The 14593-nt window shown below is 66.7% G+C and carries 17 protein-coding genes; 12 read left to right on the top strand and 5 right to left on the bottom strand.

The window, feature by feature from the left end; translation table 11 throughout:
* The first annotated feature begins 1 nt into the window (after position 1).
* From efp to ACP69V_RS04165, 3 genes are all read left to right on the top strand, one after another.
* Entirely contained in the window at positions 2–568 is a 567-nt protein-coding gene (gene efp / locus ACP69V_RS04175; RefSeq protein ID WP_135195179.1) for an elongation factor P, read from the top strand.
* Positions 569–742: 174 nt separating this feature from the next.
* A complete protein-coding gene (locus ACP69V_RS04170; protein ID WP_426022770.1) occupies positions 743–1546 on the top strand; it encodes an inositol monophosphatase family protein in 804 nt (267 codons plus the stop codon).
* Between the two features lie 196 nt (positions 1547–1742).
* Positions 1743–2771 (top strand): glycerophosphodiester phosphodiesterase, encoded by a 1029-nt coding sequence (locus ACP69V_RS04165; protein ID WP_426022769.1) that lies wholly within the window; start codon positions 1743–1745, stop codon positions 2769–2771.
* 13 nt (positions 2772–2784) lie between these two features.
* Here ACP69V_RS04165 and ACP69V_RS04160 read toward each other — a convergent pair whose 3' ends face one another.
* Entirely contained in the window at positions 2785–4656 is a 1872-nt protein-coding gene (locus ACP69V_RS04160; RefSeq protein ID WP_426022768.1) for an ABC transporter transmembrane domain-containing protein, read from the bottom strand.
* 134 nt (positions 4657–4790) lie between these two features.
* Here ACP69V_RS04160 and rpmE point away from each other — a divergent pair, with 134 nt between their 5' ends.
* Both rpmE and ACP69V_RS04150 read left to right on the top strand, forming a co-directional pair.
* Entirely contained in the window at positions 4791–5015 is a 225-nt protein-coding gene (gene rpmE / locus ACP69V_RS04155; protein ID WP_267516044.1) for a 50S ribosomal protein L31, read from the top strand.
* Positions 5016–5172: 157 nt separating this feature from the next.
* On the top strand, positions 5173–6735 hold the full coding sequence (locus ACP69V_RS04150) for a L,D-transpeptidase family protein (protein WP_426022767.1): 1563 nt from the start codon (positions 5173–5175) through the stop codon (positions 6733–6735).
* A gap of 9 nt (positions 6736–6744) precedes the next feature.
* On the opposite strand, the gene ACP69V_RS04145 is transcribed toward ACP69V_RS04150, so the two are convergent.
* Both ACP69V_RS04145 and ACP69V_RS04140 read right to left on the bottom strand, forming a co-directional pair.
* Positions 6745–7245 (bottom strand): DUF1465 family protein, encoded by a 501-nt coding sequence (locus tag ACP69V_RS04145; protein WP_346496463.1) that lies wholly within the window; start codon positions 7243–7245, stop codon positions 6745–6747.
* A 109-nt stretch (positions 7246–7354) separates the two neighbouring features.
* Positions 7355–7558, bottom strand: coding sequence for a DUF1192 domain-containing protein (locus ACP69V_RS04140; RefSeq protein WP_426022766.1), 204 nt, complete (start codon positions 7556–7558; stop codon positions 7355–7357).
* A gap of 87 nt (positions 7559–7645) precedes the next feature.
* Between ACP69V_RS04140 and ACP69V_RS04135 the strand changes: the two genes are divergently transcribed.
* Positions 7646–8617 carry an NAD(P)H-quinone oxidoreductase gene (locus tag ACP69V_RS04135; RefSeq protein WP_426022765.1) on the top strand — a complete coding sequence of 324 codons (972 nt, stop codon included), beginning with the start codon at positions 7646–7648 and terminating at the stop codon, positions 8615–8617.
* 3 nt (positions 8618–8620) lie between these two features.
* On the opposite strand, the gene ACP69V_RS04130 is transcribed toward ACP69V_RS04135, so the two are convergent.
* Positions 8621–9211, bottom strand: a complete 591-nt coding sequence (locus ACP69V_RS04130; RefSeq protein WP_426022764.1) for a beta/gamma crystallin-related protein — start codon at positions 9209–9211, stop codon at positions 8621–8623.
* A 220-nt stretch (positions 9212–9431) separates the two neighbouring features.
* Between ACP69V_RS04130 and ACP69V_RS04125 the strand changes: the two genes are divergently transcribed.
* A complete protein-coding gene (locus ACP69V_RS04125; protein ID WP_135195170.1) occupies positions 9432–10097 on the top strand; it encodes a DUF1013 domain-containing protein in 666 nt (221 codons plus the stop codon).
* Between the two features lie 75 nt (positions 10098–10172).
* Here ACP69V_RS04125 and ACP69V_RS04120 read toward each other — a convergent pair whose 3' ends face one another.
* Entirely contained in the window at positions 10173–10346 is a 174-nt protein-coding gene (locus ACP69V_RS04120; protein ID WP_159845273.1) for a YdcH family protein, read from the bottom strand.
* Positions 10347–10462: 116 nt separating this feature from the next.
* Between ACP69V_RS04120 and ACP69V_RS04115 the strand changes: the two genes are divergently transcribed.
* The 5 genes from ACP69V_RS04115 to ACP69V_RS04095 all read left to right on the top strand — a co-directional run bounded on the left by ACP69V_RS04115 (position 10463) and on the right by ACP69V_RS04095 (position 14553).
* On the top strand, positions 10463–11062 hold the full coding sequence (locus ACP69V_RS04115; protein WP_426022763.1) for a UbiX family flavin prenyltransferase: 600 nt from the start codon (positions 10463–10465) through the stop codon (positions 11060–11062).
* The gene (locus tag ACP69V_RS04110) at positions 11062–11526 is read left to right on the top strand and encodes a TIGR02444 family protein (RefSeq protein ID WP_426022762.1); all 465 of its coding nucleotides are present in this window, start codon (positions 11062–11064) and stop codon (positions 11524–11526) included. Before ACP69V_RS04115 ends, ACP69V_RS04110 begins: the two co-directional genes overlap by 1 nt.
* A 36-nt stretch (positions 11527–11562) precedes the next feature.
* Positions 11563–11787: a YdcH family protein gene (locus ACP69V_RS04105; protein WP_346496450.1), complete on the top strand. Its 225-nt coding sequence runs from the start codon at positions 11563–11565 to the stop codon at positions 11785–11787.
* A gap of 169 nt (positions 11788–11956) precedes the next feature.
* Positions 11957–12598, top strand: coding sequence for a M23 family metallopeptidase (locus tag ACP69V_RS04100; protein WP_426022761.1), 642 nt, complete (start codon positions 11957–11959; stop codon positions 12596–12598).
* Positions 12599–12666: 68 nt separating this feature from the next.
* Positions 12667–14553 carry a CocE/NonD family hydrolase gene (locus tag ACP69V_RS04095; RefSeq protein WP_426022760.1) on the top strand — a complete coding sequence of 629 codons (1887 nt, stop codon included), beginning with the start codon at positions 12667–12669 and terminating at the stop codon, positions 14551–14553.
* Positions 14554–14593 lie beyond the last annotated feature (40 nt).

Raw genomic sequence — 14593 nt, 5'->3', positions numbered from 1 at the left:
CATGAAGATCAACGGCAACACCATCAAGCCCGGCATGGTCCTGCAGCACAATGGCGGCCTGTGGGTCGTCACCAAGGCCAGCCACGTCAAGCCCGGCAAGGGCGGCGCCTTCGCCAACGTCGAGGCCAAGAACCTCGAAACCGGCAATAAGCTGAACGAGCGCTTCCGGTCGGAAGACAAGGTCGAGCGCGTCACGCTGGAGCAGAAGGACTTCTCCTATCTGTTCGACAACGGCGACAGCCTGGTCTTCATGGACGACGGCACCTACGAGCAGATCGAACTGCAAAAGGACTGGGTCGGCGAAGACCGCATCCCCTATCTGCAAGAAGGCATGAAGGTCGTCATCGAGATGCACGAAGAGCGTCCGATCGGCCTGTCGCTGCCGGATCAGGTCGTGCTGGAAGTCGCCGAGACCGAGCCGACCGTGAAGGGCCAGACCGCTTCCTCCTCCTACAAGCCGGCCATGGCGTCGAACGGCGTCCGCATCATGATCCCGCCGTATATGTCGGCGGGAGAGCGGATTATCGTGGATACCGCGACCGGCGAATACGTCCGCCGCGCGGACTGATATCTAGTGAGCAAGGGGTGCTAGTGAGCGAAGGGTGAGCCGAGGCCGCACCCATCGCTCACTCCTTGCTCACTAGCACTAGTCACCCGGCGTAGATTGACGCCGACCCTTGAACTTCTCCGCATCTCCGGGCCAAAGCGCCTTTTCAGGACATGCGGACCAGGAGATCCGCCGATGGCCCTCGCTTCCGCCCTGCTCCAAGTCATGCTCGACGCGGTGCGCAAGACCGCCCGCCCCATGCTCCGCGACTTCGGCGAGGTCTCGCAGTTGCAGGTCTCGCGCAAGGGTCCCGGCGACTTCGTCACGGCCGCCGACCTGAGGGCCGAGGACACCCTCTACGAACTGCTGATGAAGGCTCGCCCCGGCTACGGCTTCCTGGGCGAAGAGCGCGGCATGATGGAGGGGACCGACAAGTCCCACACCTGGATCGTCGATCCGATCGACGGCACCACCAACTTCATGCACGCCATGCCCCACTTCGCCATCACGGTGGGGCTGGAGCGGCGCGCGCCGGACGGTTCGTCCGAGATCGTCGCCGGCGTGACCTACAACCCCGTCATGAACGAGCTGTTCTGGGCCGAAAAGGGCAAGGGCTGCTATCTGAACGATCACCGCATCCGCGTCGCCGGTCGTCGCGACCTGTCGGAAAGCCTGGTCGCCACCGGCCTGCCCTTCATCGGCAAGTCGGGCCACGCCCAGGCCATCAAGGACATCCACGCCGTGGGCCAGCGCGTCGCCGGCATGCGCCGTCTGGGCTCGGCTGCGCTGGACTTCGCCTGGGTCGCGGCCGGCCGTTACGACGCCTTCTATGAGCGTAACCTGAAGCCCTGGGACGTGGCGGCAGGCATCCTGTTCGTGACCGAGGCCGGCGGCAAGGTGACGACCATCGAGAACGACGGCGATCCCAAGACGGGCGTGTCCATCCTGGCGACCAACAGCGAACTGCATCCGCAGTTGCGCAAGGTGCTGCAGGGCTGAGGCTCGCTTCCGTCTCTTCCCCGCTTGCGGGGAAGAGACGCGGCGCTTCTTGGGCGCCGTGACGATGGGGCTCTTGCCGCATCACAAGCGGCCGGTGGGGCGTCAAGAACCCCTCCACCGCTTCGCGGTCCCCCTCCCCACTGCGTGGGGAGGAGACAGTCATGGTGCTGTCGCGCCGCGCCCCTACTCATCGGGCATGATCCGCGCCATTCTGACCGCCGTCGCCCTCCTTGTCGGAACGCCCGCCTTGGCTCAGCCCCTGATCATCGCCCACCGCGGCGCGTCCGGCGAACGGCCGGAGCATACGCGCGCGGCCTATGAGCTGGCGGTTGAACAGGGCGCGGACGTGATCGAGCCGGATCTGGTGCTGACCAGGGACGGCGTCTTCGTGGATCGGCACGAGAACGAGATCGGCGGCACGACCGATGTCGGCGACCGGCCCGAGTTCGCAGACCGCAAGACGACCAAGACCATCGACGGTGTCCAGACCACCGGCTGGTTCACCGAAGACTTCACCCTGGCCGAGCTGAAGACGCTGCGGGCCAAGGAGCGGTTGCCCGCGTTTCGACCGGGCAGCGCCGCCTATGACGGGCGCGAGCCGATCCTGACCTTCGAGGAGGTGGTCGCCATCGCCCGCGCGGCCTCTGCCCGCACTGGACGGACCATCGCGGTAGCGCCCGAGTTGAAGCACCCGACCTATTTCGCCGGGATCGGCCTGCCGATGGAGGACGCCTTCGTCGCCGAGCTGGAACGGCTGGGCCTGACGGGCGCGGACGCACCCGTAATCATCCAGTGTTTCGAGGTCGGGCCGCTGGAGCGGCTGGCGGCGCGCATCGACGCCCCTCTGGCCCAGTTGGTCGCCGGCGCGGGTGGACCGGCGGACCGACCGGACATGACCTACGCCCAGATGATCACGCCCGAAGGCTTGCACGCCATGGCCGCCTATGCCGCCTGGGTCGCGCCGGAGATGACCCTGGTCTTGCCGCGCGACGCCGAGGGCCGCACGACCGCGCCCAGCGCCCTGGTCGATGACGCTCATGCAGCGGGGCTGAAAGTGGTCGTCTGGACGCTGCGAGCCGAGAACGCCTTCCTGCCGGCCGAACGGCGGCGGAGCGAAGGCCTGGCCGAGCATGGCGACATGCCAGGCTATGCCGCCGCCTTCGCCGAAGCGGGGGTGGACGCGATCTTTAGCGACTTCCCGGCGCTGGCGCGCGCGGGCCTTTAGCCCAAGCGCAGGCTTAGCCTGCCCGGAACTGCAGTTCCGCCAGCCGGGCATAGAGGCCGCCCTTGGCCACCAGTTGGTCGTGCGTCCCCTCTTCCACCACGCGGCCGTCGTCCATGACGACGATGCGGTCGGCGCGCAGGACGGTGGCCAGGCGGTGGGCGATGACGATGGTGGTGCGCTCCTCCATGGCCTGGTCGAGGGCGACCTGGACCAGGCGTTCGCTTTCGGCGTCCAGGGCGCTGGTGGCCTCGTCCAGCAACAGGATGGGGGCGTCGCGGACCAGGGCGCGGGCAATGGCCAGGCGTTGGCGTTGGCCGCCCGACAGGCTCTTGCCGCGTTCGCCCAGCGGGGTGTCGAAGCCTTCAGGCAGGGCGTCGATGAAGCCCAGGGCCTGGGCCTTTTCGGCGACGGCGCGCGCCTCTTCCAGGGTGGCGGTCTCACGGCCGAAGCGGATGTTCTCCAGGGCCGAACCCGAGAACAGCGGCGTTTCCTGCGACACCCAGGCGAAGCGCTCGCGCACATCGACAGGATCGGCCTGACGCACGTCGACGCCGTCCACCGACACCATGCCGGTTTGCGGATCATAGAAGCGCAGCAACAGGCGGAAGACGGTGGACTTGCCCGCGCCGGACGGGCCGACCAGGGCCACGGTCTCGCCCGGACGCACGGTCAGGCTGAAGCCCTTCAGGGCCGGTAGATCCGGTCGGCCGGGGTAGGAGAAGCCGACGGCCGACATCGACACCTCGCCGCGCGGCGGCGACGGCAGGGCCGTGGCGTGGGCCGGAGGTGCGATGTCGGGCACGGCCCGCATCAGCTCCTCGATCCGCTCCATGGCGCCGGCGGCCTTTTGCACGTCGCCCCAGCTTTCGCCCAGGGCGCCCACGGCCCCGGCCGCGAAGACCGACAGCAGCACGAACTGAAGCAGGGCGCCGGGCGACATGACGCCGGCGACCACGTCCTGGGCGCCCAGCCACAGCACCAGGGTCACGCCGCCGAACATGACGACGATGATCAGGGCGGTCATCCAGGCGCGCGCCCTCATCCGGGTGAGCGAGGCGGAGAAGGCGTCCTCGACCGCCGCGCCGAAGCGGGCGATCGCGCTCTTTTCGCGCCCGAAGGCCTGGACCGTCTCGATGGCGTCCACGCTCTCGCCCGCGAAGCCGACGGCGTTGGCGAACCGATCCTGGGACGTAACGGTCAGCTTCCTGACCTTGCGCCCGAAGATGAAGATCGGTCCCAGCAGGAAGGGCACGATCAGCAGGACGAAGCCGGTCAGCTTGGGACTGACGAAGAACAGCAAGGCGACGCCGCCGATCAGGGTCAGGAAGTTGCGCAGCGCATAGGAGATCGAGGTCGTCATCAACGTCTCGACCAAGGCTATGTCCGTGGTCAGGCGCGACAGCACCTCGCCCGTGCGCATGTGGGCGTAGAAGGATGGGTCCAGCGTCAGGATGCGGCCGAACAGGCCCTTGCGCACATCGGCGATGACGCGCTCGCCCGTGCGGGTGACGAAATAGTAGCGGGCGGCCGTCGCCAGACCCAGGAACAGGGCGTTGGCGCCCAGCAGCAGGAACCAGATGTTCAGATTGGCCCCGCCGGCCTCGAACCCATGGTCGATGGCCCCGCGCGCCAGGGCGGTCAGACCCAGGGAGGCGGCGGTGGACAGCAAAAGCCAGAAGACCGCCATCAGGGCATGGCCCTTGTGCCGCATCGCAAAGGGAATCAGACGGGCCAGGGGGCGGATGTCGCGGCGTTTGGCGCGTTTCTCGCCCGCCTCGGACATCTGATCGGCCAGCAGGGCTCCTGCGCTGGGCCGGCCCTCCATCGAGGCCACGCCTGAAGCGCGGTTTGCGGAAGGGGCGGTGGCGTTGGATTGGTCGGTCATTGCGCCCGCCTCTTGCCCCGGAACGCCCCCCGGTGTAAACGCCGCCCCTCATTCCCGCCGGATTTCTGGCGGGTTTCTCATTTCACGCGCACAGACGGTCGGCATCGTCATCGCGCAGAGACCGGACGACGACCATGAAAGCGGACACGCACCCCGACTATCACTTCATCAATGTTGTGATGACCGACGGCACTTCCTACCAGACCCGTTCGACCTACGGTAAGGAAGGCGACACGCTGAACCTGGACATCGATCCGTCCACCCACCCGGCCTGGACCGGCGGCAACGCCCACCTGCTGGACCGCGGCGGCCGCGTCTCGCGCTTCAACAACAAGTTCGCCGGCTTCATCAAGAAGTAAGGCCAAGGCTGCGGCATACTGCAGCAAACACATCACGAAGAGCGTCGGTCGCGAGACCGGCGCTTTTTGTTTGGCCGGAACACCGATAATGTGGCGGCGTTCGGGTACCAGGGGCGTTGGCCACGCTGGCCGAAACATTCGAAGAAGCGGACTGGATATGAATAGACGGCAACTGGGTCTGGGCGTCGCGACGGCGGCCATGGCCCTCGGCTCCACGGCGCGCGCGCAGCAGGTCTTCGTGCAGCGTGGCCCGGAGGCGACCGCCTTCTACAACAGCTTCAACGACCAGATTTCGCGTCTGCCCGCGACACAGCAGGCGGATGTGCGCGCCTTCTATGAGCTGAACGGCTGGCGGCCGGTGTGGAACGCAGATCGGATGCGCGCCCTGAACGCCGCCGCCGCCCGCGCCGATCGCCACGGCCTGTCGGGCGCCAACTATTTCGACTTCGTGGGACTGGCGGCCGATCCGGCCAGCGCCGATCTGCGCACCACCACGGCCGCCCTCGCCTATGCGCGCGTCCTGGCCGAGGGCAAGGTGCGGCCCGAGACGGTCGAAGACCTGTGGGAGATGCAGAAGAACCGCGTCGACCTGCCGCGCGGCCTTAGCGACGCGCTGAACCGCAATGTGCTGGCCAACTGGTACGACGGCCTGGCGCCCACCGACATCGGCTATCAGAACCTGTCGGCCGGCTATGTGCGCTATCGCCGGCTGGCGGCGCAGGGCGGCTGGCCTGCGTTCGCGCCGGGCGGCACCATCGAACCGGGCAACAGCGATCGCCGCATCCCGGCCCTGATCGACCGGCTGACGGCCGAGGGCGACCTGTCGGCCGCCGACGGCGCGCGTTTGAAGGCGCAGGGCCTGACCTACAACGCCGAACTGCAGCGCGCGGTGGAGGGCTTCCAGAACCGCCACGGCCTGGGCGCCGACGGCCGCATCGGCACGGGCACCCAGCGCTCGCTGGGCGCGTCGGCCGAGGATCGCGCCCGCCAGATCGCCCTGAACCTGGAACGCCGCCGCTGGCTGAAGCGCGACGTCGCGCCCGAGCGGATCGAGGTCAACACCGCCGCCGCCATCATGGTCTATTGGAAGGACGCAAAGCCGGTCCACTCCAACCGCGTCGTCGTCGGGTCGGCCGAGAACCAGACGCCCAGCCTGGAGAAGCCCTTCGCCTCGGTCGTGGCAAATCCGCCCTGGTATGTGCCGGCCGGCATCGCGCGTCGCGAGATTCTGCCCAAGGGACCGGGCTATCTGGCCGCCAACGACATGTATGTGAAGGACGGCACGGTCATCCAGCGCGCCGGGCCGCGTTCGGCGTTGGGCTATGTGAAGTTCGAGCTGCGCGACAGCTACGCCATCTTCCTGCACGACACGCCGTCGAAGGCCGCCTTCAACCTGTCCACGCGCCAGCGCAGCCACGGCTGCGTGCGGGTGCAGAATGCGGTGGAGTTCGCGCGCCTGCTGCTGGCGCCCGACCCGACCAAGCTGGGTCAGTTCGACGCCGCGCAAGACAGCCGCGAGACGACGCGCGTCACCACCGGCCGCGAGATCTCGGTGCGACTGCTGTACTGGACCGCCTTCGTGGACGGTCAGGGCCGTGTGGCGTTCCGCGAGGACGTCTATGGCCGCGACGACAAGCTGGCTGAGGCTCTAGGCATCGGCGTCAACCTGCCCAAGCCGGTCGATGACGGCCGTACCGACGCCAACGACGTCGGGCCGTAACAGGGGCGACTAGCCCCTGAAGGCGGCTTCCAGCAGACCCATCTGGCTGAGGACCGGGTTCTCGGGGGCCTGGTCCTGATCGTCCATATACATGCGGCGATCCAGATACAGGGTGCGGTCGAACAGCTTTTCCGACCGCACCAGATATTCGATCAGGGCGATGGGCAGTTCGGCATGGCTGGGCTCCGCCTCAATGCGGCGCTCGTTCAGGCGATAGCGCGGCTCGCAGGCCGTTTCCGGCGTCATGTCGTCCTCGCGCACGGCCCGTTGGACCAACAACCACGAGGCGATCTGCATCAGGCGCGTCGTCAGCTTCATGCTCTCGGCCGCATAGGCCAGGGCGGCGGCGCGCGACAGCATCTTGGAATCGCGACGCCCCTCGCCGTCCAGATAGGCGGCGGTCTCCTCGACCAATTCCATGCCTTCGCGGAAGGTGCGGTCGAACAGCTCCGAACGGGCGAAATCGCGCACGGTGCGGCTGCGGTCAGCGAAGGACGGAGCGGAGGTCATTTGAGCTTTGATCATTAGGGAAATGCGAGTCCGTCCTGCAATCGGCGCCTGGCGGAACCGTTCGCAGGAAAGATGCAACGCTCATGCCATGCAGACGTGCCATTCGCGATCAGGAACCGAAGTTGAAAAGGGCGTCGGCGGCGTTTTTCTTGGAGCGTTTGGCCTCGATGGCGTTGCTCGACCTTTTGATCTCGTCCTCCAGAGCGGCGATCCGCTCCTGCAAATCCTCGATGGAATAGACATCCAGGTCTTCGCGCGACAGGGCGCGGAGGGGTTCGCCGCGTTGCGGGCGGGGTTCAATATCTTCGAACATCGTCGTCGCCTTCCGCGCTGTCATGGCCAAGGCGGCCCAGGACCCTTATCTGAACGCCCGGATACGGACGAATGCAAGGGAAGTGCTATGCGCGTGATCGAGATCGAAGGCGGTTCAGGCCCGGCCGAGGCGCTGAAGATCGCCGAACGCCCCGATCCCGTTGCGGGCCCAGGACAGGTGCTGATCCGGGTGCGCGCGGCGGGCGTCAACCGGCCCGACCTGCTCCAGCGAAGCGGTGGATACCCCCCTCCCCCTGGCGCATCCGACATCCTGGGCCTTGAGATCGCAGGCGAGATCGCAGGCGTCGGCGAGGGTGTGACGCGCTGGCAGGTCGGCGACCGGGTCTGCGCCCTGCTGGGCGGCGGCGGCTATGCCGAACAGGCGGTGGTGGATGCGCGCCATGTCTTGCCGATCCCCGAGGGTCTCGATTTCGTCCAGGCGGCCGTGCTGCCCGAGACCGTCTTCACCGTCTTCGCCAATGTGTTCGAGGGCGGCGGGCTGAAGGCCGGCGAGACCTTGCTGATCCACGGCGCGACCAGCGGCATCGGGGTGACGGCGATTCAGATGGCCAAGGCGGCGGGCGCAAAGGTGATCGCCACGTCGCGCGGGGCGGACAAGGCCAAGGCGGCGAAAGCGTTGGGCGCCGACATCAGCCTGGACGCCTCGGCCGACGATCTGGAAGCGCAGATCAAGGCGGCGGGCGGGGCCGATGTGGTTCTGGACATGGTGGGGCGCGACTACGCCGCCCTGAACCTGAACAGCCTGAACGCCGGAGGACGGTGGGTCGTCATCGCGTCCCTGACCGGCGCCAAGGTCGAGATGGACTTGCAGCGGATCATGCTGAAGCGATTGACGCTGACGGGATCGACGCTACGTAGCCGCCCCGCCGACGAAAAGGCCCGACTAACCGCTGCTGTGGAGGCGACGGTCTGGCCGTGGGTGGCGTCCGGCGCGGTCAGACCGCCGGTTCAGGCGGTCTTTCCAATGAAAAACGCTGCCGATGCGCACGCCGAACTGGAGGCCGGCGGGCACATCGGCAAGATCGTCCTGACCGTCTGAGGCCTAGTAGCGCCCGCCGCCGCGCACGGGGCGCATGGACGAGATGCTGTCGTTGAAGCCGCCGCTCAGATAGCGGACGTCGCCTTCGACGACGCGGCAACGGCCCCGGAACTCGGCGTCGGTGCAGACTTCCCAACGCCCCTGGACGCGGACCGAACTGATCCGGTCGTTAAAGGGCGTACGACCCAGATTGCGATCCTCGCTGGTGAACTCGCGCGAGGCGCCGCGGAAGTTGGAGTTTTCATAGACGGTGATGGATGAACGGCCCCAGCCGCCGCCGTTTCCGCCGCCCCAACCCGGACCACCGTGGCCGGGGCGACCGGGCTGGGCGCCCTCGTAATCGCCACGGAAGCGACCGCAGACCAGCAGGCCGTTGTCGTTGTTGATGTCTTCATTGCCGCAGCGCGCCAGCTCGATCGAGGTGCCGCGCATCTGGCCGCGCGTATCGCGGCAATCGGCGTAGAGCCGACCCCGGTTCACATAGGCTTCGGTGCAACTTTGAGCGTAGCCGCCTCTCGGTGCGACGCGTTGCTGTTGCGGCTCGACCGGGGACGACATGGCGGCCGCAAGGGCCGCAGCGAATAGCAGTGACATGATGGTTCTCCTCTCCCAAGGCTGTAAGTCTTCACTACCGCGAAGGTTGCGTCATGACGGATGAACCGTTGCTGTATGGGATTGTCGGTCGGCGTTTTCTTTTCGGGCGAATAGGCCTATATCGAAACTCTACGCGCCCGGTCGAAAGGCCGGGCGCCGTCGTATCCAACGCCAGCCGAAGCCTCATTCGGCGGCTTAACAACACCGGGACGAACGCCCCATGAGCGACATTCTGATGCCGAAGGCCACTGCGGTCTGGCTGGTCGACAACACATCCCTCAGCTTCGAGCAGATCGCCGACTTCTGCGGCCTGCACCCGCTGGAAGTCCGCGGCATCGCCGACGGCGACGTGGCGCGCGACATCCGCGGCGTCGATCCCGTCACGGGCGGTCAGCTGACGCGCGAAGAGCTGGACAAGGCCCAGGGCGACGAGAACTACCGGATGAAGGCCATCGTCAGCCGTCACGCCGAACTGATGAAGTCGGCCAAGCCGGCCCCGAAATACACACCGGTCTCGCGTCGTCAGGACCGCCCGGACGCCATCGCCTGGTTCGTGCGCAATCACCCGGAAGTGACTGACGCCCAGATCGCCAAGATGCTGGGCACGACCAAGTCCACCATAGAAAGCGTGCGCAACCGCACCCACTGGAACAGCGCCAACATCAAGCCGGTCGATCCCGTGACCCTGGGCCTGGTCGGCCAGCTGGCCCTGGACGAAATCGTCAAGAAGGCCGCCGACAAGAAGACCAAGGACGACCTCAAGAAGGGCGGCGGCACCATCCAGCCCGTCGAACAGGTCGAGGCCGAGCCCGAATTCGTGCCGGAAGCCCGTCAGCGTCCGACGGCAGAGCCGACCGCAGCCTCGGTGTTCGGCACCAAGGACTGATCTTCGCTTCACGAAACGAAAACGGCCCCGGAGAGCGATCTCCGGGGCCGTCTTCGTTTTCAGGGAGGTCGGTCGCTAGTGCGCCCGCGCCTCCAGACTGGTGATTTCTTCCTTCAGCCGAAGCTTCTTCTGCTTCAGCGCCCTGACCTGCAACGGATCCGTGGACGGACGGGTAAGTTCCTTCTGGATGGTCTCATCCAGACTACGATGACGATTACCCAGTTCGCGAATACGAGCCTCGATGGTCATGGCTTGCGCCTCCTCAGGTTAGGGACCAGTAGAGTGAGCGCCCGGTTTGGCGAGCTGTGTAATCACTTTCCAGTGACAGCCCGTCTCGCCGGACCCCACGGAGGCTGACCCCCAAAATGGTCGATGATGTGAACGGAGCCATACGGAACCCGCCCGCCCGGATGGTGGTGGGAATTTCAGGGGCGTCCGGCGCGATCTACGGCGCGCGCATGCTGGATGCGCTGACCGATCTGGGGGTCGAGAGCCATCTGGTGGTGACCAAGGCCGCCCTACTCACATTGTCGCAGGAGACGGATATGTCGCCTGACGACCTGACGGCCAAGGCGTCCGTCGTGCACAAACTGGCCGATGTGGGCGCGACCATCGCCTCTGGATCCTTCCGCACCCTGGGCATGATCGTAGCGCCCTGTTCGGTCAAGACGATGAGCGAGATCGCCACCGGCGTGACCTCGACCCTGCTGACGCGCGCGGCGGACGTGACGCTGAAGGAGCGGCGACCGCTGGTGCTGATGGTGCGCGAGACGCCGTTCCACCTGGGCCACCTGCGGACCATGACGGCCCTGACCGAGATGGGCGCCATCATCGCCCCGCCCCTGCCCGCCTTTTACGCCAAGCCCGCCTCGATCCTGGAGATGGTGGATCAGTCGGTCGGACGGACGCTGGATCTGTTCGGCCTGGACTGGGGCGCGGTGCGCCGCTGGGAAGGCCTGAAATAATGCGGCTGTGGGACTGGGCGGTCGCCGCCTATGCCGCTCCGGGGGTCGGCGAGGCGTGCCTGGCGTTGCAGGACAGCCATGAGCAGAACGTGCCTGTGCTGCTCTGGTCTGGCTGGGTCGCGGCGACCGGCCGCAAGCCGGATGCAGAGACCATCGAAGCCGCCTGCGACACCGCTCGCGCCTGGGACAGCGTCGTCGTCGCGCCCCTGCGTTCGGTGCGCCGCACGCTGAAGGCCCCCATCCCCGACATCGACGACGGCCCGCGTGAAGCCGTCCGCAACCGTATCAAGGCGCTGGAGCTGGAGGCGGAACGCCACCTGCTGGAGGCGTTGGAGGCCTTGGCGCCCGCGCCAGTCGGTCCGCCCCGCCCCGCCATCGGCGCCCTGGTCGCCACGGCGCGGGTCTGGGCCAACGTCACACCGCGACCGGCGCTGATCCGCCTCGCAGACGCCCTTCCGACCTGAGCCCTGCGTGGCTATAAGCGGCTTGGGGACGACACCATGAACGACGACACACCTGAAACCACCGCAGAGATGGCCGAGCTTCACGCACGGGTGAAGCTGCTGCGTCAGGAACACTCCGATCTCGCCGCATCCATCGACGCGCTGAGCCTGGCCGTCACTCCCGACCAGCTGATGCTGGCCCGGCTGAAGCGCAAGAAGCTGGCGCTGAAGGACGAGATCGTGAAGATCGAAGACGAGATCCTGCCCGACATCATCGCCTGATCAGGCGCGGCAAGGCGCAGGTTCCGCCGTGCGACCATCCGCCGCCCCGCCACAGCCCCAAAGTCGCCCCAGCCGATAGGCATAAGCCGTCCTTTCCACGGAACGCCGTGCGCCGTCCGGCGCCGCGTGCCTTCATTCCAGAGCGCAAAGACGCTGGAGACGCCGCCGAATGCGACGCCTGCTTACCAACGCGCCGCTGGCGCGGTGCAAGACCCTCTTGATCCACTCCGGCCAGACCGCCGCATTCGCCGCAGTGGCCGTTTTCGCCGCCGCCGCCGCGCCCAATGCGGCGCGCGAAGCCTCGCTGCCGCCGCCCGCCCAGATCGCCATCCCCGTCGCCCCGCCGGTCAAGGCCGAGGTCGAGAAGGCCGGTCCGATCACGCGCCAGATCGCTTTCACCGCCCCCGTGCGCGGTTATGCGATCAACTCCCCCTTCGGCCTGCGCAAACTGGCCATCGAGGCCAAGGCCCGTGCGCACAAGGGCGTCGACATCGCCGCCCCGAAAGGCACCACCGTCTTCACCGCCTCCGAGGGTGAAGTGGTCCGCACGGGCTATGACCCCGAGGGCTACGGCAACTTCATCGAGGTGCGCCACCCCAACGGCATGAGCACCCTTTATGGCCACCTCAGCCGCATCGACGTGGCGAACGGCGACGCCGTGACGATGGGCCAGCGCATCGGCCTGGTCGGCTCCACCGGCTATTCCACCGGTCCCCACCTGCATTTCGAAGTCCGCCGCAACGGCGCACAGGTCAATCCGACCAAGGTCGTCGATCGCCATTTCGAAGTGACGGTGAAGCCGAAGAGCTAAGCTCCGCGACATTGCGACCCAGGCTACAATCGTCCTAGATCCATCCCTGCTTTCTGGAGGGATTGGGAATGAACAGGTTCGTCGCCGCTGTCGTCGCAGGAGTTCTGGCGGCCACGCCGATCACTGTCTCGGCTCAAGATTATGGACGCTACAGCGACGCAGCCGCCCAGACCGAGCTGTCGCGCATCGCCGATGTGACAATGGCCGTGATGGTTCCAATGCGTGATGGCGTGGGCTTGGCGACCAATGTCTATCGTCCCAAGAATGTGGACGGTCCACTACCCACCGTCTTCGTTAGAACGCCGTACAACGAGCTGGCCTACAACGCCCGGACCACTCGCTCTGCCCTGAGCTGGGTCAGCCAGGGCTACGCCTTCGTCGTCCAGAACGAGCGGGGGCGGTATTTCTCCGGCGGCGATTATCAGATCCTCGGCTACCCCCAGACTGACGGCTATGACGCCCTGACTTGGGTCGCCGCTCAGCCGTGGTCGAACGGAAAGGTCGGCACGCTGGGATGCTCCTCTTCAGCGGAATGGCAGCTGGCGCTGGCGGCGCAGAACCACCCCGCCCATGCGGCCATGGTCCCGCAAGCATCTGGCGCCGGAATCGGAAAGGTCGGTCGGTTCCAGGAACAGGGCAACTGGTACACCGGCGGCGTTCCCCGCAACCTGTTCTTCGTCTGGCTGTACGGCGTGGACAATCCTCAGCGCGCGCAGATCCCCGGCGACATGGATCAGGAAACGCGCGCCAGGCTCGTGCGCTACAACGACCTGGACGCCAAGAAGCCGGATGTGAACTGGCCCAGCCAGATCCGCCACCTGCCGGTCAACGAGATGCTGAAAGATTTGGGCGAGCCGGCCGGCACGTTCGAGGAACTGATCGCCCGCACGCCCGCCGATCCCGCTTGGCGTCAAGGCGGCCTCTATCATGACGACATGGGCTGGGGCGTGCCGTCGCTGTGGTTCAACAGTTGGTACGACGTCTCCATCGGCCCGAACATGGAGCTGTTCAACCACGCCCGTTCGACGACCGGGGACCGCGAGGCGGCCGAGAACCAGTATGTGGTGGTGGGGCCGAACAACCACTGCGCCTTTGGTGGCCTGGGGCCGAACTACAAGTCGGGCGATCGGCCATTGGGCGACGCCAGCTTCGACAGCGACGCCCTGGTCCACGCCTGGTTCGACCGCTGGCTGAAGGGCGAACGCCGCGCCTTCCCCGAGAGCACGCCGCACGTCCGGTATTTCAACATGGGCGAGAACGAATGGCGCACCGCCGCCCAATGGCCGCCCGCCGGGGTCAAGACCGTGCGGATGTATCTGCGCTCTGGCGGAGCGGCCAACAGCCTCAACGGTGACGGCATGCTCAGCCTGGAAGCGCCGCCGGCAGGCGAACAGGCCGACCGCTATCGCTATGATCCGATGAACCCGGTCCAGACCATCGGCGGCGGCGACTGCTGCAACGGCGGCCTGGTCACAGCCGGAGCGTTCGACCAACGTCAGATCGAGGCGCGAAACGATGTGCTGGTCTATACGTCCGAGCCGCTGACTGAGCCGATGCAGGTCACGGGCTTCATCGACACGGTGCTGAAAGTGTCGTCCTCGGCGACCGATACCGATTTCGCGGTCAAGCTGGTGGACGTGGCGCCAGACGGCACGGCCTATATCCTCGGCGACACCATCATGCGCGCCCGGTACCGGGATGGATACGACCGCCCCATGCCGCTGACGCCCGGCCAGGTGGCGACGGTCCAGCCCACGCCTATGACGATCAGCAACACCTTCCAGCCGGGGCACCGCATCCGGGTCGAGGTCACCAGTTCGAACTTCCCCAAATTCGTTCGCAACCTGAACACGGGCGGGCCGAATGAGACGGAAAGCCAGGGCGTGATCGCCGACAACGCCATCCACCATGCTGGAGAAAACGCATCCTATATCGAGCTGCCCGTACTGGATTGACGGCCGCGACGCCAAATCCACTGGCGTCGCACAACCTGCG

Origin of the sequence: Brevundimonas sp. PWP3-1b1 (genome assembly GCF_049896065.1) — a bacterium.
In the GTDB taxonomy this organism is placed as follows: domain Bacteria; phylum Pseudomonadota; class Alphaproteobacteria; order Caulobacterales; family Caulobacteraceae; genus Brevundimonas; species Brevundimonas intermedia_B.
The sequence above is the reverse complement of the archived record's forward strand: the minus strand, read 5'-3'. Positions and strand labels throughout refer to the sequence as shown.

Bases quoted from the DNA above. Each gene is read 5' to 3' on its own strand.
- ACP69V_RS04110 (WP_426022762.1), top strand. From the start codon at position 11,062: ATGCGGCTGTGGGACTGGGCGGTCGCCGCCTATGCCGCTCCGGGGGTC.
- ACP69V_RS04115 (WP_426022763.1), top strand. From the start codon at position 10,463: ATGGTCGATGATGTGAACGGAGCCATACGGAACCCGCCCGCCCGGATG.
- ACP69V_RS04135 (WP_426022765.1), top strand. From the start codon at position 7,646: ATGCGCGTGATCGAGATCGAAGGCGGTTCAGGCCCGGCCGAGGCGCTG.
- ACP69V_RS04145 (WP_346496463.1), bottom strand. From the start codon at position 7,245: ATGACCTCCGCTCCGTCCTTCGCTGACCGCAGCCGCACCGTGCGCGAT.
- rpmE (WP_267516044.1), top strand. From the start codon at position 4,791: ATGAAAGCGGACACGCACCCCGACTATCACTTCATCAATGTTGTGATG.
- ACP69V_RS04165 (WP_426022769.1), top strand. From the start codon at position 1,743: ATGATCCGCGCCATTCTGACCGCCGTCGCCCTCCTTGTCGGAACGCCC.
- ACP69V_RS04105 (WP_346496450.1), top strand. From the start codon at position 11,563: ATGAACGACGACACACCTGAAACCACCGCAGAGATGGCCGAGCTTCAC.
- ACP69V_RS04160 (WP_426022768.1), bottom strand. From the start codon at position 4,656: ATGACCGACCAATCCAACGCCACCGCCCCTTCCGCAAACCGCGCTTCA.
- ACP69V_RS04120 (WP_159845273.1), bottom strand. From the start codon at position 10,346: ATGACCATCGAGGCTCGTATTCGCGAACTGGGTAATCGTCATCGTAGT.
- ACP69V_RS04130 (WP_426022764.1), bottom strand. From the start codon at position 9,211: ATGTCACTGCTATTCGCTGCGGCCCTTGCGGCCGCCATGTCGTCCCCG.
- ACP69V_RS04140 (WP_426022766.1), bottom strand. From the start codon at position 7,558: ATGTTCGAAGATATTGAACCCCGCCCGCAACGCGGCGAACCCCTCCGC.
- ACP69V_RS04170 (WP_426022770.1), top strand. From the start codon at position 743: ATGGCCCTCGCTTCCGCCCTGCTCCAAGTCATGCTCGACGCGGTGCGC.
- efp (WP_135195179.1), top strand. From the start codon at position 2: ATGAAGATCAACGGCAACACCATCAAGCCCGGCATGGTCCTGCAGCAC.
- ACP69V_RS04125 (WP_135195170.1), top strand. From the start codon at position 9,432: ATGAGCGACATTCTGATGCCGAAGGCCACTGCGGTCTGGCTGGTCGAC.
- ACP69V_RS04095 (WP_426022760.1), top strand. From the start codon at position 12,667: ATGAACAGGTTCGTCGCCGCTGTCGTCGCAGGAGTTCTGGCGGCCACG.
- ACP69V_RS04100 (WP_426022761.1), top strand. From the start codon at position 11,957: ATGCGACGCCTGCTTACCAACGCGCCGCTGGCGCGGTGCAAGACCCTC.
- ACP69V_RS04150 (WP_426022767.1), top strand. From the start codon at position 5,173: ATGAATAGACGGCAACTGGGTCTGGGCGTCGCGACGGCGGCCATGGCC.